The sequence below is a fragment of the Bacteroidota bacterium genome (assembly GCA_020161395.1).
Taxonomy (GTDB): Bacteria; Bacteroidota; Ignavibacteria; order Ignavibacteriales; family Ignavibacteriaceae; genus UTCHB3.
The window spans coordinates 241,619-267,240 of record JAIUOE010000001.1 but is presented as its reverse complement, the minus strand read 5'-3'; the positions used below and the strand labels follow the sequence as shown (position 1 = coordinate 267,240).

Here is a 25,622-nt window from a genome sequence, read left to right as displayed (position 1 = left end):
GAACTTCGGGGGTACTGAGGTTCCGGGGTTCCGAAGTACTGATGTTCCGGGAAGTGCCCGCTTTTAATAATTATAAATTTGCCCGAAAAAGGAGTCTTTATGAGTCTGAAAAAATCACAATTCAGCTCTTTTTTATTTATTGTTGTGCTCCTTGTTTGTCAGGGCGAAATTATCTACAGCCAGTCCGTGCAGGTTGGCAACGGAAGTTACAGCACCGTCCTTCCTTCCGGAGCCGTTGGTCCATCCTCCTCCCAGGGTTCTCCTGTGGTTCCAAAAGTTTCTTCAAATTTCAATCAGCCTGTTCAAACCAATGACTGGTGGAGCAGCCTGATATTCCCTTTCTATGGCAGTCAGCATTCAAACACGATGTATGTCCTTCCCTTGGTTGTTAAGGCGGGAAGTGACGGACTTGGCATGGGTTACACCTTAAACCCCGTTTACGCTGCTGTTGATTATCTCTATCCATATCAACAACAGCTAACAGTCGGAGTTGAGGGACTTGGTGCCTCAAGAACTCTGGTCGACAGTTACGGTGACTGGACAGTGACAGCCTCATGGAATGATGGTGTCAGATCGATGAAATCGACAATCGGACACGGTCTTCCCTATGCATATTTTACCATGACAGGTGGAAATGCAAAGGTTGTATGTACTGAGACCCCGGTTATATGGTCGAATTCAAACGGTGTGGTCGGGCTGACAGTTGCGGGCAGACATTACGGTATTTTCGCTCCTGCCGGTTCGGTATGGACAGGTACCACAACACTTGTTTCGAACCTTAACGGTAAGGATTTCCTTTCTGTCGCTGTTTTACCCGACAACACCCCTGCAACACTTGAGTTTTACAGAAAAAGAGCCTATGCATTTGTAACCGGAAGTACTGTCTCGTGGAACTACGACAAGCAAAATGCGAAAGTGGTTTCAAACTTTACTCTTCAGACAGTTCTTAAAGACAGCAGTGCCGGAAATCTTAACAGTACCCTTACAGCCCTCTTCAGGCACCAGTGGCTGAATACGACCGCACCACTCACGAGCTATTCCTATGTCTCAGTCCGTGGACAAATGAGGATATTTGACGGAAGCACATTTTCAACGACTCACGATTTTAACGGAATCCTGCCGGCACTTCCAAATGAGGGAATTTATAATCCTTCCATCCTGTCGGCATATATTGATACGGTTGCACGCGAAACTCTCCCCGCAGGTCCGATTTATGAAAACGGCAAGGCGATTGCCAGATTCGCAAATGTGGTACACATAGCGGATCAGCTCGGTAAGACCGCTGCCCGCGATCATTTTCTTCAGCAGATTAAAACCAGACTCGAAGCATGGCTTACTGTCGGTGGCGGGCATGAGATGTCGTATATCGCGAACTGGAACACCATTTCAGCTTACCCCTCGGGATACGGGGCTGACAACCAGCTTAACGATCACAACTTCCATTATGGTTATCTGATCATAGCAGCGGCAACTGTTGCTCAGTATGATCCCCAATGGGCTCTTGAATCACAATGGGGAGGGATGATTAACCTGCTGATTAAAGATTGCGTGAACTGGGACAGAAATGACAGGCGATTCCCCTTCTTGAGAAGTTTCGATCCGTATGAGGGTCATTCATGGGAAGCCGGTCATGGTGATTTTGGAGACGGCAACAACGAAGAATCAAGTTCCGAATCGATGAACTTTGCAACGGGAGTTGCTCTTTGGGGCGCGGCAACTCAGAATGACACAATTCGTGATCTTGGTATCTATCTCTATGCGAATGAAAGATCAGCAATTGAGCAATATTTCTTCGATATAAACGATGCCACATTCCCTGCCGCATATCCGAGGAAAGCTCTTGGAATGGTTTGGGGAGGGAAGGGAGTTCACTCGACATGGTTTGGTGCAGATCCTGAATTCATTCATGGAATTAATTTTCTGCCAATGACAGGTGGTTCACTTTACCATGGAAGGAATCCCGAGTATATAGGGTTGAATTACGCCGAAATGGTCAACGAAATCGGCAGTAAACCCCGCAAGTGGAAAGATGTAATCTGGCAGTGGTATGCCTTCGCCGATCCGCAATTTGCAATGAACGAATTTTATGCCGATCCAAATTATGAAGCGTTCGATGGTGAGACAAAAGCTCATACTTATCACTGGCTCGGAAATCTCAGGAGAATCGGTAAACTGAATACCACCGTAACTGCCGACATCCCGACATATGCGGTTTTCACGGCAAACAACCAGAAGAAGACTTATGTGGCTTATAACCCGGGTAACAACCCGGTTGTGGTAAATTTTTCAGACGGCTATTCGATGCCGGTTCCTGCTCGTTCGATGCACTCTTTTAACGGCGACACTTCGGGAGCCGGTCTCCCCGTTGCGGTTCCGATTTCAGATATTTCAAAGGGGAAAGCTCCCCTTACAGTCAAGTTCAAAGGGAGCAACAGTTTTGACAGAAACGGGACCATCACTGCTTATCACTGGGATTTTGGAGATACAACCCAGGCTTTCAGTGCTGACACCTCGCATCTCTACAGGTATCCTGGTGTTTACACGGCGGTTCTGACAGTGAAAAACAACCTTAACCTTGTTGGCAGAGGAGAAATTGTAATCACAGTTGACGGAAACGGCACACCTTATGCAGGCACACCAAAAACCGTTCCCGCAGTTGTTCAGGCAGAAGAATACGATCTTGGTGGTGAAGGTGTTGCCTATCACGACAGTGACCCGCAAAACAAGGGAGTTCCTTTCCGTGCAAACGAAGGGGTCGATATCGAGGGCTGCGGAGATGTCGGTGGTGGATACGATGTCGGCTGGATTGTCACCGGAGAGTGGATGGAATATACAATCAATGTGAGCGAAACAGGATATTATGAATTATCGGCGCGTGTTGCTTCTGTCCCCGGGGGTGGAAGTTATCATATCTCAATTGACGGGATAAATGTAACAGGTAAGAAAAATGTCCCCGTCACGGGTGGATGGCAGTTCTGGACTGATGTGGTTTCAACCGGAATAAGACTTGAAGCCGGCGTTCATATCATGAGATTTGAAGCAGAGGGACCCGAATTCAATTTTAATTATATTAATGTGAAACGGGATCTTACGGATATTGCCACGGAAGGAAATCAGCCCGTTGAATTTTCGCTCGAACAAAATTATCCAAATCCGTTTAATCCCTCCACTTCGATTCGTTTCTCACTTCCCGAACCGGGATTGGTTAAACTTGCCGTTTACAACTCACTTGGTGAAAAAGTGGAGATGCTTGTGAACAAAGAGATGAATTCGGGATTTCATTCGGTTGTCTTCGATGCAAAGGAATTTTCAAGCGGTGTTTTTTTTGTAAAAATGGAGTCGGGAAGTTTTGTCTCGGTTCGAAAGATTGTACTTTTAAAATAGAGCGTAAATTTATTTTTTGAGATGTATTATATGAAAAACAGAGTTAAGATTTTTATTGCAGTCTCGTTGATAATGATATTGTTTGGATGCAAACAGGATGCAGTTTCAACAGGCGGAGATCCACCACCTGTGACCATTACTAAAAGTCCCAAGCGGGGAATTGCATACAACCTCACTAACGCTGCAGACCTCGAAGCTCTAAAAGGCGGGGTATCATGGTGGTACAACTGGTTTTACACGACCACAGCTCCATCGGGCTACAATTCCACATACAAAATGGAATTTATACCGATGATTTGGGGTGGAACTCCAAGCAACAACGAGATTCTCGCGATCAAAAACTTTGTGCTCAGCCACCCCGAGGTGAAATATATTCTCGTTATGAATGAACCAAATCTCACTGATCAGGCAAACAGAACACCTCAGCAGGCGGCGGTTGACTGGCTGAAGTATGAGCAGGTTGCAGCAGACCTGGAAGCTCAGGGAAGAACGATATCTCTCGTCGGACCCGCAATGAACTGGGGGACAATGACAGGTTATTCCGATCCCGTTGTGTGGCTTGATGCTTTTTATGCTGCATACAAAATTGCCAACCCGGGCAAGGTTCCCCGCATAGATTACCTCGCTTTTCACTGGTATGACTACGGACTCGCCGCACAGCTTGACAGGTTGAAAAAATATAACAAGCAGATCTGGATAACAGAACTTGCAAACTGGAACGCCAACATCAACTCCTACGACAAACAGGCAGAGCAAATGCGTCAGATGGTAGCCATCTGTGAAAGCAGAAGCGATGTATTTCGATATGCGTGGTTTATCGGCAGGGGTGGACTCCCTGACAACAAATATACCTATCTGTTTAATCCGACACCGGGTGAACTCACAAGTCTTGGGAAGCTATATTTAAGTCTTCCGTGGTCGAACTGATTCAGGTCTTTTTATCGGCAGGTGGCGGGATCAAAATACATACCGTAAGTTGTGTGGAAGTGTTTATTTTTCGGATTCAAATCTGGAAAAATAGATGAACGAGACAGAAAAAGACCTTGAAAGCCTGAGAACACCCGAAGATGAAAACGCACCTGACGGCAGAAGTCTGAACGACATGCTTCAGGAATTGAGAATCCTGCTGCAGGGAGCTCAGGTACTGACTGCATTTCTCGTGGTACTGCCATTTAATCAGAGTTTTGGGAAAATCCATCCCTTCGAGAAATGGGTTTTTATCGCCACTTTTATGTGTTCTGTTGCAAGTCTCGTATTCTTTAGTGCCCCGGCAGCACATCACCGCCTGATCAGACCTCTCATTCACCGCGTTACATTTAAACTGTTTGCCACAAGGATGATTCTTGTAGGTTTGGTCTTCCTTTCTTTGGCACTCGTGCTCGTTACGCAGCTCGTAGTCTGGCAGGTAATGGAGACTACAGCGAGTATATTTGTTACCGCTTTTGTCGGGATTCTAATAATCCTCGTCTGGTGGTTATTCCCGATTTTTTTGAGGAGGAGAGTGTAAAAAAAGGCTGCCCTCAATTAAGAGAGCAGCCCTTTTGGGTATTCCCGAAGAAATTTTTAGCTTTTAACGAGCTGCACTTCGATAAGCAGTCTCACATCTTCGCCTACCAGAACGCCACCGGTCTCAAGAGCTGCATTCCATGTAAGACCGAAATCTTTTCTGTTGATTTTTCCTTCAAGAGCGAATCCGGCTTTGGTGTTTCCCCACGGGTCTTTCATCAATCCGCTGTATTCAGCATCAAGTGTGATGTTTTTGGTTACATCTTTGATTGTGAAGTCACCTGACACTTTGAAGTTGTTTTCGTCAACTTTTACGATGCCGGTGGAAACGAATGAAAGTTTTGCGAATTTTTCCACATCGAAGAAGTCTGCGCTTCTCAGGTGGTTGTCTCTGTCGGTGTTGTTGGTGCTTATGGAATTTACATCCGCACTGAAAGAGATATTTGAAGTTTCAAATTTGTCATCTTCGTTCTGAATAGTTGCTTCAAAAGAATTAAATTTTCCTGAAACATTTGTGAACATCATGTGCTTTACTTTGAATCCGATTTCGGAATGTGTTGGGTCGATTGACCATGTTGACTTTGCCATTGTGTTTTTCTCCGGTTTTTTTATTGTTTGTTTTTTTTGATAATTAAACTGTCATTGGAACTTCCATCAAAAGGAGGGAAGTATTTGAATCTGCTGAAAAATTTACTGTTTTTGTGTCCCACAAGCCGTAGCCGTCTCTTGTTGAGAGGGCTTGACCTTCCACTGTTACATCTCCATTGAGAACGAAAACATAGAGTCCGTTTCCTTCGCCTTTGATATTGTATTCAATTTTGGTCCCTTTTTCGAGATCAGCCATGTGAAACCAGGCGTTTTGATTTATCCAGACACCCTCATCATCGGCGGACGGGGAAAGAATCTGCTGGAAGCGGTTCTTCCTGTCCTCTGCATTCAGTGTAATCTGATCATATCTTGGAATTACATTTCTCTTGTCCGGGAAAACCCAAATCTGTAAAAATTTTACCGGCACCTCTTTATTCTTGTTATATTCGCTGTGCCTGATACCTGTGCCGGCACTCATAACCTGTATATCACCGTTCTTTATTACAGTGGTATTTCCCATACTGTCTTTATGTTCAAGATCGCCTTCCAAAGGAATGGAAATGATTTCCATGTTGTCGTGCGGGTGTGTACCAAATCCCATGCCCGGTGCAACAAAATCATCATTAAGAACACGGAGCGTACCGAAATTCATTCTCTCGGGGTCGTAGTAGTTAGCGAAACTAAAAGTGTGGCGGCTTACAAGCCATCCGTGGCTTGCAAGACCTCGCGTCGCTGACTTATGTAAAATTGTGCTTGCCATGATTTTAATTCCTTGTTTTCAAAAATTAACTGTACAAACTTACGGAGATGTACAGCCGCGAAACGATGAACTGGATTATGAAATTCTCTTAATGTAGATTAAGTGTTTTGGGAAGCCGGCGGGGGTGTTTCACTGTTTTTCACTATTTTTGTCGCATTCAAATTAAAAATGGAAATAGAAAATGTTTGAAAACATCCCACGGATAAGTCTGGCAACACTTCCAACCCCGCTTGAAGAAGCACCCGCACTCGCCAAACACCTTGGCTTAAAATCGCTCCTCATAAAGAGAGACGACATGACGGGTCTTGCACTGGGAGGAAACAAGGTAAGAAAACTTGAATTTGAACTTGCTGCGGCACTTGAAGTGGGGTGCGATACAGTTATTACGGTTGGAGCCACCCAGTCGAATCATGCAAGGATGACTGCGGCAGCATGCCGGAAAACCGGACTGGATATCAAACTCGTCCTCGGTGGAGACGATGTGGATGAACTGAAAGGGAACCTCCTTTTGGATGCGTTATATGGAGCGGATATTCGATATATCGTCGGAAGTTGTGATGAAGAGGTACTGAACCGCGAAATGTACAACTGGTCGGACGAACTCACTGCTGCAGGGAAGAAACCATACACAATAATTATGGGGGCGTCCACTCCGCTCGGAGCAATCGGGTATGTTGCAGCGATGAAAGAAATCGCAGACCAGTTCGGAGACCTGCCAGTTCAGGTGGTGCTTACAGTCAGTTCGTGCGGCATGTATGCGGGAGTTGCCCTTGGTGCCGCAATTTACATGCCAAAAGCAAAAATTCTAGGAATAAGTGTTTCACACAACAAAGAATTTATTGAAAAGCGGACGAGAGAATTGATGACAGAAAGCTGCCGGTTACTTGGCATTGATCCCGCTTACTCTGAAACAAAACTTCAGATTTATGACGAGTATTACGATAGATACGCAGTTCCGGTGAAAGGCGCAGAGGAAGCAAGTGTCGTTTGTGCAAACCTCGAAGCAATGATCCTCGATCAGGTATATACGGGCAAGGCGATGTACGGATTGTTCGAGCTTGCCCGCACAGGGAAACTGAACAGGGAAGTGCCTGTAATCTTCACTCACTCGGGTGGTATGCCGGCAGTATTCGCCAGAGCAGTCCCGGCGGGGGATAATAAAAATTTCAGGAGGATATGGGTTTGAGTGCTCGCTTCACCTCTCCCTTAAAGCTTCACTTCTTACTTTGCTCAAAAATTCGGGGGTAATTCCGAGATATTGTGCGATCTGTTTTTGAGGGAGAGTATTCACGAGAGTGGGGTAGACCTGACAGAACTTCAGGTACCTGTCTTTTGCGGGGAGGGCAAGATTGTCCAGCAGCCGGCGATGACTGTTTACGAGGGAGTTTTCGGTGATGATTCTGAAATATCTTTCGAGAGCCGGGACTTTATCGAAAAGCTCGATCTGGTCGCGACGGGTGAGAATCAACACTTCGGAATCATCGAGGGCATTGATGTTCAGGAAACTTTCCTTTTCGGAAATGAAGCTGTACATGTCCGTTATCCACCAGTTTTGGGGAGCGAACTGCAGGATATGCTCGAAACCGTTCTCATCAATCGAAAAAGAGCGGAGACATCCACTGATTACAAAAGCCGCTGATTTGGCTACCTGTCCCTCATGAATAAAATACTGTTTCCTTTTTATAACCTTCTTTGACAGCCGGGAGGCTATCATGGCTTCGCACTCGGGAGTCAGATTGGAGTGTCTTTTTATACCGTCGAATAATTTCTGTGCTGCTGTTAAAATCTCATCCATCTCGTTTCTCTAAAAATTCAATACAAAAATGGGAATAATTATGTAAAAAACAGAAAAACCCGGCACAAAATTCACTAAACCTACAATTCCATAACTGCATTTTTGGATTATTGCATTGCTGCATTAAAAAAGAGGTTGCCCGTTTCCGAACAACCTCAATCTAAAAAAAATTATTGCATTACTGCATTATTGGATTATTGCATTATTTAATTAATTGCATTTTCTTTGTGGCAGTGAAGTCTCCTGAATTCAGACGGTAGAAATATGTACCGCTTGGAAGATTTGCAGCATTGAAGGAGACATCATGTGATCCGGCTGAGAGATCTTTGCTAAGGAGCTGTCCGACCATTTCGCCCATGCTGTTGTAAACTGCGAGGGTAACAAATCCTGAGACAGGGAGATTGAATCTGATAACTGTTGAAGGATTGAATGGATTTGGATAGTTCTGATCGAGACTAAAGGATGATGGAGCCAAATCAACTTCGATTGCGTTTGAATATTCAAAACTGCCGTTGTAGTCGATTTGTTTCAGTCTGTAGGTATATTTACCCGGCTGAACTGCATCTGAATAGGCATAGTTTGAAGTTGAGGTTGATGTTCCTTTTCCTTCTACAAAAGCGACGGTAGCGAAATCAGTGTTGTTTACACTTCTCTGAATTTCAAAACCTTTGTTGTTGGTCTCACTTGCGGTTGCCCAGTTAAGATCAACGGAGGAGCCGTTTGCATTGGCGGTGAAGGAAGTGAGTTCTACAGGTACAAAATCGACGCCGAATCTTACATCATCAAAATAATAGGTTTTTTCACCCGCAGTTGCGCCATTAACTCCAAAATTGAAGAAGATGGAAGCTTTATTAAGATAGGCGTTGAGATCGAGGGTTGCAGTTCCCGGAGCAGGGTATCCAAAATCGAAAACAAGTGTCTGCCATGAATTTGCGATGGAGAGGGTTGCTTCAGTTTCGCATGAGACACCACCGTTTTGATAATCTTCAACTTTCAGTCTTACCTGAATCGGAGCGTGTGGTGAGTAAACTCTTACATTCATTCTTTTTTCGTTTGCAGTAAAAGGCACTTTTGCAGAGAAACCTGTCTGCTGTCCGCCGGTAACTGCAGTAACTGTTGTTCCTGCCCAGGGTTGAGCGGTTGCAGTCTTGATGACTTTGACAACTTTGTTGGAAGCATTGTTTGGATCGGCGATAATGCTTGACTGTTCAGCACCTTCAAAACCGACAACACCGTAGTTGACGGTTGGATCATCCCAGGTAACAGGGAGATTCATTTGAGTAAGTGTTGGTCCGCCACCACCCTGAACGAGTCTGATTTCGTCAAAGTAGTATGTGTATTCTGCACCACCTGCACCAACTGTACCAAGATCGAAAATGAAGACCATTTTAGCGTAGGTGTTGGCAGTATTAATAGTTGAGAAATCGAAGGTTAGTTCTTCCCATGCATTTGCGACAGTGCCGGTATCCTGCATTTCGAATGCAATCCCACCATTAGTGGCGTTCTCAACTTTAAGCAGGAGTCTTGCTCCAATTCTTGGCATGTAAACTTTTACTTTGAATATTTTATTGACAGAAAAGTCGATATTGCCAGCCATTGCTATCCATGATCCACCCCAGGGGTCACCGGCATTTTTGATCATTTTGCCGACAAATCCTGTGGTATTGATTCCCCCCGGAGCCGGGTTTGCAACTCTGGTAGCCAGACCGCCGCCAAAGTCAGTAAATGTGTAGTTGAGGGTGCCATTTTCAAAATCGAAGGGGAGGGTTGGCTGACCCTGTGCGAAGAGGGTGCTTACTGAGAGCACTGTGATTACAAAAAAATGAAGGACATACTTTTTCATTGGAGCTCCAATTGATTAAAGATGAAACGGTTGCACAAGGCAATATGAATTTTATTCATCAATAACTGTACCAATCGGAATAATGCCCTGAAATCCCTCCAAAACAATAAAAATAAAGGGTTTATACAGTATGTTCAAACAGGAAATTATTAAAATGATAATCCCTTGTTATTTAATTAATAATTGAATCCTCTCACTCCAAAATCAAAAGAGCGACATTTTCAATGTGATATGTATTAGGGAACATATCCACAGCTCTCATTTTCACAAGCTTGTATCCGGCTGCAAGAAGTTCTTTAATATCTCTCGCCTGAGTTGTCGGATTGCAACTGATATACACGATCTTTGCCGGTTTTATTTTTAGCATGTCCGCAAGGGTGTTCGGGTGCATACCACTTCTCGGCGGATCAAGAATCACCACATCCGGTTTTGGAATGTCATTGGCTGCCAAAACGGGGAGAAAACTTTTGTAGAGGTCAGCGAGATAGAAATGAAGATGTGGTGCCTTGTTCAAATCTTTATTGATTCCTGCATCCATGATTGCATCGGCAACCGCTTCAAATCCGTAAACTTCCTTACAGTGTTTCGACATGTAGATCGTTATTGTTCCGGCTCCACAATAGAGATCATAAACGATTTCGGAACCGGTGAGGCCTGCAAATTCGAGAGTTGTATCATAAAGTTTCTCAGCCTGCGAAGTGTTGGTCTGGAAGAAGGAATTGGCGCTTATGCCGAATGTGTACTCACCGATTTTATCATAAATTTTTCCTTCACCGAAGAGCACAATCTCATATTCTCCTTTTGCCACCTGTGCTTTTGAGGAATTTATGTTGTTTACTATGGTCGTAATCTGTGGAAATTTAGTCTTGAGAGCTGATGCATAATTGTAGGTAACAGCCTGATCCTCACTTGCTGTCACCAGATTGATCATCAAATCGGGAATGTTTGCTGACTGTCTGATCACAAGATTTTTAAGATAGCCGGTATGTGTTTTGGTGGAATATGCCTCGAAACCAAGCTCCGTAAAGTAATCTCTGGTGAATCCAACTATCTCTTCAGAGACAGGTGACTGCAGTTTGCATTCCTTCAGATCAAGCACTTTGTCATAAACCCCGGGAACATGCAACCCGAGAAAAAGCCCCTGATTCGTAACATCCGGTTTCCCCGCCTCATCCGAAGTGAGCCATCTTTTTTGGGAGAAGGAGAACTCCATTTTGTTTCGATAATAAAACTGCTTTTCAGCCCCAAGAATCGGTTCCTGCTCAATTTCGGTGATACCGCCGATGTTTTTAAATATTTCAGCTACCTGCTGTTGTTTGTGTTTTATCTGTTCTGAATAGACCAGGTCCTGCTGTTTGCAACCACCACAGACGCCAAAATGAGAACAGAGGGGTTCCACACGCAGAGGGGATTTCTGCAGCACTTCAACAACAACAGATTCGGCATAGTTCTTTTTTGTTTTGATCAGCTTTGCAGTTACTCTTTCACCCGGGTATGCACCCTGAACAAAAACCACGAAACCCCTTTCATTTTCGGGATTTTCATCATCTCTAAGGAATGCAACGCCCTTTCCTTCGAATGCGTAGCTCTCTATTTCAAGTTCAATTATGCTGTTTTTTACTAATTTCATGGTTTTTGCAGTATCATCGTTTTAAGGTTCATATATTTTAAGGCTCCTCCTTTTACGAGTGAGGTAATCTCGTGTTTCTCCTGAACAAAATCTTTCCGGAACTGTACCCTTTTATCAGCGGGAAGTGACTTCAGACTCGATTCGAGAAGTTTATACGATTTTATGTAAAATTCATCAAGATCATTGGTGAAGTCGGCAGAGGATTTTATTATAAAACCCCGGGAAGTGTAGTAAGGCTCAAACTCATCGGTGTAGAGGGGGTCCTGTCCTGACTCAGCCCAGATGTCATTCAGAAATGTAGGTGCAGGTTTTTTATTGCAGAGGATTTCCGAGGTTGTCAGGTGGCCACCCGGTTTAAGAACCCTTCGGATCTGCTTTATCAGTTTGTTTCTGCCCGAAAGTGTAAGTGTTGCCTGACAAAAAACATGATCGAATGATTCGTCCTTATAGTCGAGGGAAGCATAATCGACACAGAGAGAGGGGATCTGCTTCTCTTTGGGGGTGTTTGCCTTATACTCGAAAACTTCGGTGTTGTCATCAGATGCAGCTTTTACGGAGGAGAATCCTGCATCAACGAAAAAAGGAACGAGTTGCGGGAAACCATTCCCAAGAATCAGAAGTGAACAATCCCTTTCGGGGAATTCCTTCAGAAAGAATTTCACGGGTGAATCCCCTCCGGGAAGGAAGGGAGATTTATTTTCCGGCAATTTTAATCCATCTTTTAATATTTTTCAAGAAGCAAATTTAAAGATTATTTATTTGATATCATCAGTCAGAAAGTTTTAATGCGATTTCTGTTCGTTTTTGTCCTCTTTTCAGCCATGATATTGTCGCAGGCATTCGATCCTTCAAAGATCGACACATCAAAAAACAGGCTGCCGGTGCCGGGAGATACAACCCGCCTGCCCCGGTCTCCCCGTGACAGTGTGGTTGTGGATACTCTTGTGCCGGTTTATCAAATTCCTCTTCAAGGGGCTCTGTATGAGTATGACTCAGAATACCTTAGATATCTGAATTACAGAAACGGTGCCACACTTTTCTCTCAGTTTCCTGTTGCCTACAACAGAAGCATGGGATTCCTTGGGCTTCCCTCCGAGATTACATATTATGGAGAGGGACTCGGGAGAATCAGTTTTCTCGAAGACGGTATCGAAATCAACAATCGAACCACAAATACTCTCTATTTTGATGATGTCCAGGAAAGCTATATCGAAAAGCTCTCCCTTTACCCCTCCTACATGGGATTTCTTTACGGAAACAGACCCAACCAGATTACCGTATCAATCACGGGACGGGATTTTGTTTCGGGGGCACCATATTCGCGGATAAAATATTTCGAGGGACCCGTTGGAGAAGGTTACATCGATGTGCAGTACAATCAGACGATTAAAAACAGGCTGGTCTTTTATACGGAAATCACAAACCAAAAGGTTGATGACGGCTTCAGAAATAGTGATCTCTCTCTTTGGAAAGGGAAAATAAACCTGAAGTATATCGCCTCGAAGTATTTTAATCTTTCGGCAGGATACAATTATGTTCAGCAGTCGCTTGGTCTGAATGGTGGTGTAAATTACGATTCTGCAAAAACTTTGGCAGCTTCAATTCCCGGAAGAACCATTGACGACATTCTGTATGACGACAGAGCTGCTCCCGTGAATTTTCTGAACAGATATCAAAAAAACGCTTCGCACAGGATAAATCTTAAGGCATTTGGATATTTTGCCGGCAAAGGGTATTTCGAAGGGGCTTTGTATCACCAGACGAATACAAACGAATTCCGTCAGAATGAGGATTCGTTATTCACAAATCCAAACCGGTTCATGATCGACAGAAAGTTTTCAGCCACAGGCGGATCGTTCAGAACGACTTTCGATACCAAATATTTCGCTGCCGATGTTCATGCAAATTATGATGCCGTAACTCAGGAATCTTTCTGGTTCGACAGCTCAAGTGGTACCTTCGTTCCTTCAGGTCCGGCAAGGAAAAACTCCTTCTCTGCAGGGGGTATTCTGACGGGTAAAGCGGGCGGATTTGCTCTCTCAGGTTTCGGAAAGCTTTTTATTTATGAGGGGGAGGTTTACACGGGTTTTGGTGGTGAAGGGAAAGCTGAGTTTGCGGAGTATTTCAAATTCAGAGGCGGAGTTTCCTGGCTCAACAGTTTTGATCAGGATTACGGTTACATAAATGCCAAAACTTCCATCACCCGGGTGGAAGGGGAGCTGGGTTATGCCGACGGGGTTCTTTCCTTGAAACTCCTCGGCTGGGCTGCAAACTCTGACAGAACTTTGGTCGGAACTTTTATGCCAACAATGGATCCGATGGTCGCAATCGGGTTTGTACCTGCGATTGAACCCGAGAATCTCGCTTTTGGAGCGGCAGCCTCAGCGGATTACAAAATTGGACCATTCTCCTGTTTTGCTGATATCAGATACAACCATAAACGGCTCAAAGACTCTGAAAAAAACATAATCCCTCTCCTCAATTCAAAAGTGGGAATAGTTTTCAGAGACACTCTCTTCAATGATGCTCTTGACCTGAAAACCACTCTTTCGTATTCTTACAGAACCTCTTCGGTGGCAACATTTTATAATTTCTTCACCGACCGGGTACTCTACACTCCATTTATGGATGATGTTCCGGCATCGGGACAACTTGACTTCGCTCTTGCGGGTACAATTCAGAAGGTTGCGACACTCTATTTTTCGTGGGAAAATCTTCTCGGATCAAAATATTATCTTTCACCATATTACCCTGTGCTGCCAAGGAACATCAGATTTGGCATCTCATGGGAATTTCTGAACTAAGGGGAAACAATGGATTTTCTTTTTGAGATCGATAAAGCGATTTTCTATTTTTTCAACCACACATTGAGTGCCAGACCTCTGGACAGATTCTTCTCGCTTATAACCGATGTAAACAGTTGGTACATCACCTATGTTATTATGCTGGGAATTTTGGTAACAAAAGGGGGAAAAAGAGGAAGAATTGCTGCGGTTATGGCAATTTTACTGATTGCAACGAGTGATCAAATCAGCTCAAATTTCCTGAAAAACCTTTTCGACCGGGTTAGACCCTGTAATTTTCTTCCAGATGTGATCACACCAATCGGTCCGGAAGGGACATTGTCGTTTCCGTCCAGTCATGCCGTTAATAATTTTGCCGTTGCGATGTTTTTTTCTTTGTTATATCCAAATCTTAAATGGGTATTGTTTATAACTGCAGCTTTGATAGCAATTTCCAGACCTTATCTCGGTCTCCATTACCCGTCGGATACTCTCGCGGGAGCTCTCGTCGGAAGTGCAATCGGTTACGGCTTTGCAAAATTGCAGATCTATATTGAGAACAAGTTTTTTAAGATGGGAGAGAAGGAAATGGAACACGGATGAAACGGATGAAACAGATTACCACGGATTTTTAAGGGACGCAGATACACGCAGATAAGACGGATTTTCGCAGAGGGGGGAAAGCCCTTGTGGCGACATATGGGTAGAGGACGCAGATACACGCGGATTAGACAGATTTTCGCGGATGAATTTTCCAGAAATCAGAAAAGGAGCGACAATCGTCTCGATTGTCCTTTCATTAATGCCGGCTTAACAATTAAAATGAAATGTTTTTGGAATCTAAATATTGGAAAACAATATGATCGAATCATTAAAACCAAATCAAATATTTGTTTTTGGATCAAACCTCGCCGGGAAACATTACGGCGGTGCTGCAAGACAGGCTCTTGAACTATTCGGTGCGGAACTTGGTGTCGGCGAAGGATTCACCGGTCAATGTTATGCCTTCCCGACACTCGATGAAAATTTCGGAATGAGAACCGATGATGAAATCACCAAAAGTGTCGAAAACTTTTTTGCATGTGCAAAAACCAATCCCGACCTTGAATTCCTCCTCACTAAAGTCGGCTGTGGCATTGCCGGCTACAATGAAAAATACATGATCGAAAAATTCAAACATTCCCCAAGGAATGTTTTGAAACCCAAGGGGTGGTAAGGGGAGAGAACTTCGGAGTTTCGGAATATCGAATACCCGGCGGGTTTTCTAGAATTCGTCAGTAAAATGCTGTTTTAAATTATTTATTTCAGATATAAATCTGAATCAATTATCAAATCGTAATTCTGAGAATCGAAATGAGGATAGAAGAATTAATAAAACTTAAAGAAACTGAACACAAGATTGAGTTTAAGGAAGCAAAAGGAGGCAATTTCAGTTATAACGGTGGTTCGAAACCAACACCACAGGAGCGAAGGCGATGTATCTTAGGATATGTAAGTGCTTTTGCGAATGAGGGGGGCGGGTATCTAGTCTTTGGAATAAATGACAAGTATCCTCACCAAGTGGTTGGGACGCGACAATGTATTGAAAATGTTGGTAGATTAGAACAGGACATATACAGAGATTTGAAAATTCGTGTACAAATTCAGGAATTGTACGATGAAAGTGGCAAAAGAGTTCTACTGATTGCCATTCCACCCCGACCGGTTGGAAAAGTTTATAAATTCGAAGATGTGCCATTAATGCGGGTAGGTGAAGAACTGATACCAATGGATGAACGGCAATATTTAAAGATAGTACAAGAGCAGGAACCTGATTTCTCAGCAAAGGTGTGTTCAGGACTGTCATTCAACGATCTCGATGAGAATGCCATTCATAAACTTAAAGAAGCGTATTCTAAAAAACAGGATAATCTTCAGTTCCTTTCGCAATCAAACGAACAGGCACTCTCAGATTTGGACTTAATATATGGGAATAATATTACTTTTGCAGCCCTGATACTTGTCGGAAAGGAGTCCGCAATTGCAAAACATCTGCCACAATCAAAAATAAATCTCGAATACAGAAATTCATTGACACAAATAAATTTTGACAACCGTCAAATATTCAGTGAATCTTATTTTTTGACTATAGATAAATTATGGGATGCAATAAATCAGCGAAATGGTAGGTTCCCGATACAACAAGGTCCGTTTATTTTTGACATACCATTTTTTAATAAAGAAGTGATAAGGGAGGCAATAAATAATGCTGTTGCACACCGGGACTATATGAGGAATAGTGAAACTGTGATCAAACAGTTCCCGAATGAACTGCATGTCGTAAATGCAGGTGGTTTCCCCCCGGGTGTAACTTTGCAAAACTTACTGACTGTCAACAGCACACCACGAAATCGTTTACTTAGTGATGTGATGGCGAAGACAGGAATTGTTGAAAGAAGCGGGCAAGGTATCGATAAAATATATTATCAATCGCTATCAGAAGCCAAGCCGGAACCTGATTATTCAAAATCTGACGACTTTCAAGTAGAGCTACGGTTGTCTTCCATTGTTCAGGACAAGGCTTTCGCCTTATTTATCCATCAGATCCAACAAAACAGAAAAAATGGTGAAAAGCTAAGCGTTCAGGAAATTATTACCTTGAATTGTATAAGAAGAGGAGACAATCTCAGGAATCTCGACTCTTTGATACTGAAAAAAATGGAAAAAGAAGGGTTACTCGAAAGAGTTGGAAAAACGAACTCGCAAAAATTCATTCTGGCAAAAGATTATTACATCTTTACAGGAACTGAACATGAATATTCGAATCAGAAACCCATTAGCGATATTCAGATTGCTATTATTTTGTTAAAACATATTAAAGAATTTGAAAAAGGCCGGATGAAAGACTTTGAGTTCCTTCTCAAGAATTTATTATCAAGAGCACAAGTGAAATATGCGGTTAACAAAATGGTTGAAGCGGGGTTACTTGACAGAGTTGGGGAGGGGAAGTCAACATTTTATATTGCAGGCATAAAATTAGAGAAAAACGAAAAAATATTGGACCGTGCTGTAGAGCTTGGGCTCAAAGAGATGAAACGGTTAGGTGAAACTACTGATTTTTAGAGTTTTTCCGGTCCCCAAACCTGAGTAGATGCAGAACGATACTGGAAAATTCTCCAGAAATTCTCCAGAAAAGTTCCATATTATTCGAAAAAAAGATGGCAACTGTTTTATTTATAATAAGTTACAGTTCAAATAAATTCTCCGGAAATCCGGGAGTTAGCCAGTTATCCCAAGTCTTTCATCCGGGTCACTAAATTTTCGAAGACATGTCGGGTAACTTTTAATTACACGATTATCTACCCACATATCACCCTGACGGGTTTTTTTGCAGGTATCAGGTATTGGTTTTTTAGCCATACATATATCCCCTAAAGGGCTCATCCCTCTGCGGAACTTCGTTAAATCTGCGTGTATCTGCGTCCTCCACCCACATTAATTCATTTCAGCTCATAGATCATAGATCATAGCTAATAGCTGAGTCACCGTACCTTCCACTCTGAAAGCTCAAGTTTTGTACCTGTAGATGCATCGAGGAGGAGTTCCTGTCCGGAACCGCGGAAGCCCTGGCTACCCTGTGATTCTTCGAGGGTGGAGATAATCTGCCAGACATACCGGTTGAACTTGTGGCTCCATATAAACTTTAGTTTCCACTCATTTATACCCGGTTTCAGTCCCTCTTTTGTTGCTAAAACGAATGCCTTTTGCGGGGTAATGTCGAATGAACAGCCTGCAGGGTTCGCCTCGCAGTCGGGGATGCCGCTCACTTCCATAAGGGGGTCGATGTTACCTTTTGCATCAGTGAACAGTTCGATTTTACCCTTAACGAATTCCTTTTCCGGAATGATGATGTCGTAAACCCAGAAGTATTTCACAGAGTCGAAATATGATGCGGTTTCGTTCAGTTTGATGTAATTTGTGAAGAAAGTTTCGCCTGTTTTTCCGGCGATATACGAGTCCACTTTCAGCTTCAAGGGTTCCGGCACGCCTGTCAGTTTGAAGGTTTTGGGGTACCTGTTGTCGGTAATTTCACAAACAGGGCAACTGCACCCTTGCCAGAGGAGTGAAAGAAGTGTAACTGTTAGAATGAGTGAGAATCGCATCTGATTTCCATGGTGGTTTTTATAAAAATTAAGTTTCTTAATGATTTACCAAAATATCGAAAAATTGTTCCATTTCATAACAAAATTGATTGAAAATGTTGAAATTTCTTCTCTGTAATAATAAGATTACAAATATTTACCCAAAGATTTTGTAAATTGATACTCATCTTTTCACAAATCACAGAAAGAGGAGACTAATGAACTATTTAGTTCTGTTAAGGCACGGGCAGTCTCAATGGAACCTTGAGAACAGATTTACAGGCTGGGTTGATGTTGATATCACCGAACTTGGTGAAAAAGAAGCAACCGAAGCCGGTGAACTTTTGAAAGCTAAAAATCTAAAATTTGATCATCTATTTACTTCCGTTCTAAAAAGAGCAATCAGGACTGCTGAGCTGGCAGCCGGAAGTGCCGGTTACGATGAAATACCTGTTGACAGAGACCAGGCATTGAATGAACGCCACTACGGTGACCTTCAGGGCTTGAACAAAGCCGAAACCGCACAAAAGTTTGGCGACGAACAGGTGCACCTCTGGAGAAGAAGCTACGACATTAACCCTCCGAACGGCGAAAGCCTGAAAGATACTGCCGCAAGAACCATTCCCTACTATATCGAAAAAATAGAACCAATGGTGAAAGCGGGACAGAATATCTGGGTGGTTGCTCATGGTAATTCTCTTCGTTCACTCGTGATGCATCTCGACGGGCTTACCCGTGAAGAAGTGCTCGAACTCAATATTCCAACCGGTGTTCCGCTTGTATATGAGTTTGAAGATGGCAAAGTATTGAATAAATATTACTTAAAATAGTTTTAAATTGCCGGATGGGGATGCATCTCCCTCCGGCAGTTATTTTGCAGGGGAAATTTCGAAATTATAATACAGGAGTTCCCTATGAAAAAATTAGTTACGATTCTCATTTTAGGCGTTATTGCAATTAACGCTCAGTTCATCACCCCGGGTACGGGGGTCACATGGAACATGGACAGTCTGGTCGCCAGATCAGGTGGTTTGATAACCGGTTCGTTCCCAAATTACACAGTAGCCACAGTATGCTCGGTTTCAGTCGGCGACAGACTGATTATCCCGCAGGGTTCTGTTGTTACATTCTCCACGACCGGAAACGGCTTTGTCATTCTTGGCGCAGTTGAGGTAAATGGTGCACCGGGTGACAGCGTTTACTTTAAGGGTACCACTGAAAATCCACAGGGTGTTTATGAGGGATTTTATTTCCGAGATACAGGTGCCGACACAACTTCTGTGATAAAATATGCAGTTTTTGTTCACGGTTACTATCCGGTAAGATGCCTCAATTCGAGTCCGAGAGTATATAACTCCCGGTTCTACAAATGCAGAAGACCAATTTACATGTCGTCAAACTCAAGCCCCGTTATCAAGTATAACTACATTTCAGAAGCTTATGAGTATGGCATTTACGGCACCACAGGTTCGTCTCCGGTAATTGAATACAATGAACTTTACAACAACAACAGTCAGAACACAAGCCCGAAAAACCAGATAACTTTCGGTACTCAGAACAACAATTCACCCAGAATCAGATACAACAAAGTACACGGCGGTTCATACAACAGAACGGGTGGCATAAGCATATCAACTCTTCTTTCGGGGAGTTCGTCTTCATCCGAGATTGCATTTAATGAAATCTACAACAACAGCTATGGTATCGCTCTTGCGGGTGCTGAAATAACTTGCTATGTTCATGACAACCTGATCTACAACAACAATATCAATCCCGATCCTCTTACAACAGGAAGTGGAATCAGCATCAGCGGCAACGGTACCAACAGACCAATCGTTTCCCGTAACAAAATTTACGGCAACCTTTGGGGTATTACAGTATATAACGGTTCTGCCATAGCAGCCGGACCCACTCCATCGCTCGGAAACATAACAAACGCCGATACATCCGATAACGGATACAATAAAATTTACGGTAACCTTCAGACCGGCGTGCCATACGACCTTTTCAACAACTGCACCAACGACATTTATGCTCAGAACAACGACTGGGCAGTTTATGATTCGGCTGCAATTGAACTCCACATTACTCACAAAGTTGACGACCCCGCACGCGGATGGGTATTTTTCAATCCTTTCCTCGACTCATCAATCGTTCCAGTTGAGCTTGAATCCTTCACAGCTCAGTCTGTCGAAGGTGGAGTAAAGCTAAACTGGACAACAGCTTCCGAACTGAATAATTCAGGATTTGTTGTCGAGAGAAAAGGAAGCAAAGAGCAGGATTGGACGAATGCCGGATTTGTTGCCGGAAAGGGCACCACCACTTCTAAAAACGAATATTCATTTATCGATAAACCGGGAAAAGAAGGGACATACGCATACCGGCTCCGTCAGATCGACTTCGATGGTACGACGAGCGTCTCGATGATGATATTCGCTGAATTCACCGGACTGGTACTCTCCCATGATCTTGGGCAAAACTACCCGAACCCGTTCAATCCCGAAACCGTTATCAGATATACTGTCGGCGGGAATGAACCTGCAAGAGTAGCATTGAGAATTTATGATGCACTCGGTGCAGAAGTTGCAACCCTTGTCGAGGGAATTCAGGAGCCCGGGAATTACGATGTGAAATTTAATTCAAAAACAGCAGGACTTTCTTTAAGTTCGGGTGTTTATTTCTACGAAATCAATATTAATGCAACAACCATAACCAAAAAATTCGTTATCAACAAGTAATCGTATCAGGAATAAAAAAATGACGAAAGTAAGATTAAGAAGAATCGAAGAGCGACGGCTTAAGACGGGGCATCAATGGGTTTTCAGCAATGAAATCCAGGATGTGGAAGGGAACCCGGAAAACGGCGCTTTAGTAGATGTCTATTATTCGGGCGGGCAGTATCTTGGAACAGGATTTTACAACAAACATTCACTGTTTGCGATCAGGCTGCTCGACAGAAAACCGATCACAGATCTTCGAACGATGTTTGTTGAGAGAATTTTCTCGGCTTTGGGTCTCAGAGAAAAAGTGTATCCCAACAGACAGTCTTACAGAATGGTTTTCAGCGAGAGTGATTTCCTCCCGGGTCTGATAATCGACAAGTATAATGATACTTATGTATTGCAGGTTAACACCGTCGGTATGGAGAGGAATCTCGATCTTATTGTTGATGTGCTTTCAAGGAATCTTGGTGCTGAAAATATTTTCACCCGCAATTCCCCTTATTTCCGTCAGCTTGAGGGACTTGAATTTACCGATGAAATTTTACTCGGTACTGACGATGTTCAGCAGATTGATGACGGGAAAGTAAAATATCTGGTCAATTTCCAGGAAGGTCAGAAGACCGGTTTCTATTTCGACCAGTGCGACAACAGATCATTTACCGGTGAACTCGCCGAGGGACTTGATGTACTGGATGCCTTCTGTAATTCAGGCGGCTTTGGTCTTCACTGTGCCTGGAACGGTGCAAGGTCGGTTGATTTCGTCGACTCATCTCCTGCAGAAATTGGTCATGCAGAGATCAATTTTGGCTTCAACAAGTTCCAGTCAGAAGCTAATTTTGTGGTTGCCGAAGTGTTTGAATATCTGAAAAACTGTGCTGATGAAGGGAAGAAGTATGACATGGTCATAGTAGATCCCCCGGCATTTGCAAAACAGAAGAAAAACATCATTCCGGCAAAACAGGGCTACCAGAAACTGAACAGAAGTGCCCTCAGGTTGATTAACAACGGTGGTTACCTCATCACTTCTTCCTGCTCTTTCCATATCACGAAAGAAGACCTGCTTGATATAATCCGTGAGTCTGCTTACAAAGAGGAAAAACAGCTTCAGATGATCCATTATAACGGTGCATCGAAAGATCACCCTGTAATTCCATCGATGCCTGAGACCTCGTATCTGAAATTCTGTGCTTTCAGGGTTTTTGATATAGAAAAACCGCTGTAACAGAATAAAAATACAGTTTAAGGGATGCTAAATATCTTTTTAGCATCCCTTTTTTTTTGTATTTTTAAATGCTTGTTCAATACAGGGTTGAAGCATGCTTATGTGATTTATTCAACTTATTATTGAGGTCCCCATGAAAAAATTCTACGGGTTTATGCTGCTTGTACTGTTCTCAATTTCGGGAATGGCACAATCAACATATACAACTTTCCGAACCGAACCGATTGACGGTAACAACACTTTCAACAATTCTTATGAAAAATTCAACACTACCAGAACCCAGATAACTTCTTTCGTTACATGGGACAAAGATTATGTGTATATCGCTTTTTCAGGCTCAACACCCAACGGTTCATTGACTGATAATTCGCGTGCGATTCACATCTACATCGACAGCGATCCACAGTTGAATCCTATTCTGGGAACAGGAACCACATCAGGAGATGCCTGGCTTTGGAATCCGTCACTTCCTTTCTCGGCTAATTACCATTATGTTTTTAAAACGAGTGATAATACCCAGGTTAAAAGGAAATTCAATGGCGGTGGCTGGGGAAATTTCGATTTTGCCACCGACAACTGGAAGAATACCACAGCAAACTATTGGGAACTAAGAATAGCAAGGTCAGGCATTGGCAACCCGAACCAGATCAGCATCGTTGCCTATGTTGAAGAAGACTGGACGGGTGGATCAGCCTGGATATCAGGCGGTCTTCCTGAAGGACTGTTCACAAACACCCAGACACAGGGAAACATAACCTTTAACAATAAATTCCTGAATATCAATTTTCTCGATAAAATTGCACCAAATTCGACTGCGAATCTAAACAACTTTGGCTGGTCACTCCGACTAAAAGCAATGAACGGCACTGTATCAGATACCACTGCCCTCGCAGGCATGTTTTTGAACACAACGAACGGATATGATGCAGGTATTGACCTGCCCAAACCTCCTTCTTCACCGAGTAATTTTATAGAAGTTTATTTCCCTCACAACGACTGGGGTTCCGCTCTTGGACCAAAATATGAAAGAGACTTTAAGTTCCATACTGATCTTTCTTCAACCACTTCAACATGGAGTTTTACCGTAAACTCCGATGTGGTTGGTAATATTACCATTAGTGCTGCCTCATTTGCCGATGTACCATCCACTTATGCGATCACTCTGAAAGATTTGTCGAATAATGAACTGACCAATCTGAGGACAGGAACCTACACATATTCGAACGCCGGTGAAGCAACAGCGAAGAACTTCGAACTGATAATTGGCGTAACACTTTCCAACCCAACGATCAATCTCAGCACCAAAACATATAATTACGGTGTAATAAAAACAGACAAGGATTCATCGTTTACTCTCACGATATCGAACACAGGGGATCAGACACTCCGCCTTACAGGACTGACTCTTACAGGTGATTTTTATTCGATAAGTGGTGATACCACAACATACCTCGCAAAGAATGCGTCCACTACCCGTGCCCTTAAATTTGCACCCCGGGCTACCGGTACTTTTAACGGACAACTGGTAATTACGAGCAATGACCCGACAACACCCTCGGACACTGTTAAATTGACGGGTATCGGACAGGCACTCTCACCAAACATCTCGGTTTGGGTCGATACTCTCAAGTTTGGTGATGTGGTGGCAGGAACTTCCTCTGACATCGGATTTTATGTAGCCAATACCGGCGATACGGCTCTTGCAGTTTCAAATGTTGTCGCATCAGGCACGGGATTCAGTTACAGCGGCAGCGCTTCCTTTTCAGTGGCCGTAAATGATTCAAATCAGGTAACTGTAAGATTTGCTCCTGCAACCACAGGATCGTTTACAGGCACCATAACAATTACAAGCAACGACCCCGATACACCAACAAAAACGGTTCAGTTGAAAGGCACCGGCACCACTTCCGCATCATCAAAAATCTACGCCGCGGGCTGGAACCTGATGTCGATACCGTTGAATCCTGTTTCAAATCTTGCATCTGATGTGCTGGCAGGAATTCCTTCCTACCTCCTCTACAAGTATGCAAGTGGTACATACCAGAGTTCGAATACTATCGACCCTGCAGTTGGTTACTGGCTTGGCATAGAAACTGCAGATACTGTAAATCTGACAGGTACTCCGCTTCTAACCGACCAGACTAAGACCCTTGCCGGTGGATGGAACCTGATAGCCTCACCATTCGCAGGTGGTTCTCCAAAGAATAACCTGAGAATTATTCAGGGGTCAACCACATATACAATAGATGAAGCTGTTACTGCAAATCTGGTTCAGGCAAACATCTACAAGTATAACAACACCACCACCCCCGGGTATGCCACGGTTACTTCACTTGATGCGTGGAACGGCCACTGGTTCTTCACACTTGCATCAGACCTTAGTGTGAAATATATTTATGCTTTGAGTGATGCATCAGAGCCAAAGGTAATCCCAGAAATAGAAGTAACACCTTCGAACTGGTTTGTGAACATCCTTTCTGAAATGAACGGTATAAAAGACAATTACCTCCAATTCGGAACCAATGAACTGGCTACCGACGGATTCGATAACAAATTCGATAATGTGAAAGCACCGATTGCACCTGCTGCCAACGCAATTGAATCTTACTTCTTCCAGACGGGTTGGACAAACTTTGCCACAAGATTTGCAACAAACATTCAGGCACCATTGCAGAATGGCAACAACAAATCGTGGTCATTCCGAGTATACGCGAAGCAGGCAGGCACATTCAAGATTAGCTGGCTCGATATCATCAATCAGATTCCACAGGAAATCAGGGACACCTACAATTTTGTTCTCAGAGGTCCCGGCATCTCATCCGGTATCAATATGCTTGTACAGACTTCGTATGAATTTAATGTAACCGCCGGTGGAACATATTCATTCATCATCAACTCGACTCCGACAGGAATTGAAGATGATCTGATGAATCTCAGCTTTAACCTCGGACAGAACTATCCGAATCCGTTTAATCCTACAACCATGATCAACTTCAGCATTAAAGAGGCAGGTCTGGTTTCGTTGAAGATATACGACATACTCGGAAATGAAGTTGTTACCCTGGTTAACGAAGTGAAACAACCGGGAAGATACGATGTCCGGTTTGAAGCTTCAAACCTTCCTTCAGGCACATATTTCTATAAACTGGTTCAGGGCAAAAACTCTGAGATCAAAAAGTTATTGTTGCTGAAATAAGGCATAAAATTAAACCGCAAAGAACGCAAAGAGCCGTCTCAGAAATGGGGCGGCTCTTTTTTTTGGAGGCT

20 protein-coding genes are annotated in these 25,622 nt (G+C 43.4%); 12 read left to right on the top strand and 8 right to left on the bottom strand.

Annotated elements, in window-relative coordinates:
* Nucleotides 1-99 precede the first annotated feature (99 nt).
* The 3 genes from LCH52_01135 (at nt 100) to LCH52_01125 (ending at nt 4,891) form a co-directional block, all read left to right on the top strand.
* On the top strand, nt 100-3,384 hold the full coding sequence (locus LCH52_01135; GenBank protein MCA0387076.1) for a carbohydrate-binding protein: 3,285 nt from the start codon (nt 100-102) through the stop codon (nt 3,382-3,384).
* Nucleotides 3,385-3,414: 30 nt separating this feature from the next.
* Nucleotides 3,415-4,311, top strand: coding sequence for a glycoside hydrolase family protein (locus LCH52_01130; GenBank protein MCA0387075.1), 897 nt, complete (start codon nt 3,415-3,417; stop codon nt 4,309-4,311).
* Between the two features lie 94 nt (nt 4,312-4,405).
* Nucleotides 4,406-4,891 carry a DUF6328 family protein gene (locus LCH52_01125; protein ID MCA0387074.1) on the top strand — a complete coding sequence of 162 codons (486 nt, stop codon included), beginning with the start codon at nt 4,406-4,408 and terminating at the stop codon, nt 4,889-4,891.
* A 56-nt stretch (nt 4,892-4,947) separates the two neighbouring features.
* Here LCH52_01125 and LCH52_01120 read toward each other — a convergent pair whose 3' ends face one another.
* Nucleotides 4,948-5,478: a YceI family protein gene (locus LCH52_01120; protein MCA0387073.1), complete on the bottom strand. Its 531-nt coding sequence runs from the start codon at nt 5,476-5,478 to the stop codon at nt 4,948-4,950.
* 43 nt (nt 5,479-5,521) lie between these two features.
* Complete coding sequence (locus LCH52_01115; GenBank protein MCA0387072.1) at nt 5,522-6,238, bottom strand: pirin family protein; 717 nt, start codon at nt 6,236-6,238, stop codon at nt 5,522-5,524.
* Nucleotides 6,239-6,419: 181 nt separating this feature from the next.
* On the opposite strand from LCH52_01115, the gene LCH52_01110 reads away from it, so the two are divergent.
* Nucleotides 6,420-7,424 (top strand): D-cysteine desulfhydrase family protein, encoded by a 1,005-nt coding sequence (locus LCH52_01110; GenBank protein MCA0387071.1) that lies wholly within the window; start codon nt 6,420-6,422, stop codon nt 7,422-7,424.
* A gap of 9 nt (nt 7,425-7,433) precedes the next feature.
* On the opposite strand, the gene LCH52_01105 is transcribed toward LCH52_01110, so the two are convergent.
* The 4 genes from LCH52_01105 to LCH52_01090 all read right to left on the bottom strand — a co-directional run bounded on the left by LCH52_01105 (nt 7,434) and on the right by LCH52_01090 (nt 12,213).
* Nucleotides 7,434-8,033 carry a Crp/Fnr family transcriptional regulator gene (locus tag LCH52_01105; protein ID MCA0387070.1) on the bottom strand — a complete coding sequence of 200 codons (600 nt, stop codon included), beginning with the start codon at nt 8,031-8,033 and terminating at the stop codon, nt 7,434-7,436.
* A 202-nt stretch (nt 8,034-8,235) separates the two neighbouring features.
* Entirely contained in the window at nt 8,236-9,876 is a 1,641-nt protein-coding gene (locus tag LCH52_01100) for a T9SS type A sorting domain-containing protein (protein MCA0387069.1), read from the bottom strand.
* A gap of 193 nt (nt 9,877-10,069) precedes the next feature.
* Entirely contained in the window at nt 10,070-11,506 is a 1,437-nt protein-coding gene (rlmD, locus tag LCH52_01095) for a 23S rRNA (uracil(1939)-C(5))-methyltransferase RlmD (GenBank protein ID MCA0387068.1), read from the bottom strand.
* A complete protein-coding gene (locus LCH52_01090; GenBank protein MCA0387067.1) occupies nt 11,503-12,213 on the bottom strand; it encodes a class I SAM-dependent methyltransferase in 711 nt (236 codons plus the stop codon). The genes rlmD and LCH52_01090 overlap by 4 nt, the downstream gene beginning before the upstream one ends.
* Nucleotides 12,214-12,291: 78 nt before the next feature.
* Between LCH52_01090 and LCH52_01085 the strand changes: the two genes are divergently transcribed.
* From LCH52_01085 to LCH52_01070, 4 genes are all read left to right on the top strand, one after another.
* Nucleotides 12,292-14,310, top strand: coding sequence for a putative porin (locus LCH52_01085; GenBank protein ID MCA0387066.1), 2,019 nt, complete (start codon nt 12,292-12,294; stop codon nt 14,308-14,310).
* Between the two features lie 9 nt (nt 14,311-14,319).
* Nucleotides 14,320-14,892: a phosphatase PAP2 family protein gene (locus LCH52_01080; GenBank protein MCA0387065.1), complete on the top strand. Its 573-nt coding sequence runs from the start codon at nt 14,320-14,322 to the stop codon at nt 14,890-14,892.
* Between the two features lie 256 nt (nt 14,893-15,148).
* Nucleotides 15,149-15,505, top strand: coding sequence for a hypothetical protein (locus tag LCH52_01075; protein ID MCA0387064.1), 357 nt, complete (start codon nt 15,149-15,151; stop codon nt 15,503-15,505).
* A 137-nt stretch (nt 15,506-15,642) separates the two neighbouring features.
* Entirely contained in the window at nt 15,643-17,391 is a 1,749-nt protein-coding gene (locus tag LCH52_01070; protein MCA0387063.1) for a putative DNA binding domain-containing protein, read from the top strand.
* A 156-nt stretch (nt 17,392-17,547) separates the two neighbouring features.
* On the opposite strand, the gene LCH52_01065 is transcribed toward LCH52_01070, so the two are convergent.
* Nucleotides 17,548-17,688 (bottom strand): hypothetical protein, encoded by a 141-nt coding sequence (locus LCH52_01065; GenBank protein MCA0387062.1) that lies wholly within the window; start codon nt 17,686-17,688, stop codon nt 17,548-17,550.
* Nucleotides 17,689-17,810: 122 nt separating this feature from the next.
* A complete protein-coding gene (locus tag LCH52_01060) occupies nt 17,811-18,431 on the bottom strand; it encodes a hypothetical protein (protein MCA0387061.1) in 621 nt (206 codons plus the stop codon).
* A gap of 197 nt (nt 18,432-18,628) precedes the next feature.
* On the opposite strand from LCH52_01060, the gene LCH52_01055 reads away from it, so the two are divergent.
* From LCH52_01055 to LCH52_01040, 4 genes are all read left to right on the top strand, one after another.
* On the top strand, nt 18,629-19,240 hold the full coding sequence (locus LCH52_01055; protein MCA0387060.1) for a 2,3-bisphosphoglycerate-dependent phosphoglycerate mutase: 612 nt from the start codon (nt 18,629-18,631) through the stop codon (nt 19,238-19,240).
* An 84-nt stretch (nt 19,241-19,324) separates the two neighbouring features.
* Entirely contained in the window at nt 19,325-21,148 is a 1,824-nt protein-coding gene (locus tag LCH52_01050) for a right-handed parallel beta-helix repeat-containing protein (GenBank protein ID MCA0387059.1), read from the top strand.
* A gap of 19 nt (nt 21,149-21,167) precedes the next feature.
* Nucleotides 21,168-22,355, top strand: coding sequence for a class I SAM-dependent rRNA methyltransferase (locus tag LCH52_01045; GenBank protein MCA0387058.1), 1,188 nt, complete (start codon nt 21,168-21,170; stop codon nt 22,353-22,355).
* A 133-nt stretch (nt 22,356-22,488) separates the two neighbouring features.
* A complete protein-coding gene (locus LCH52_01040) occupies nt 22,489-25,551 on the top strand; it encodes a choice-of-anchor D domain-containing protein (GenBank protein ID MCA0387057.1) in 3,063 nt (1,020 codons plus the stop codon).
* Nucleotides 25,552-25,622: the final 71 nt, after the last annotated feature.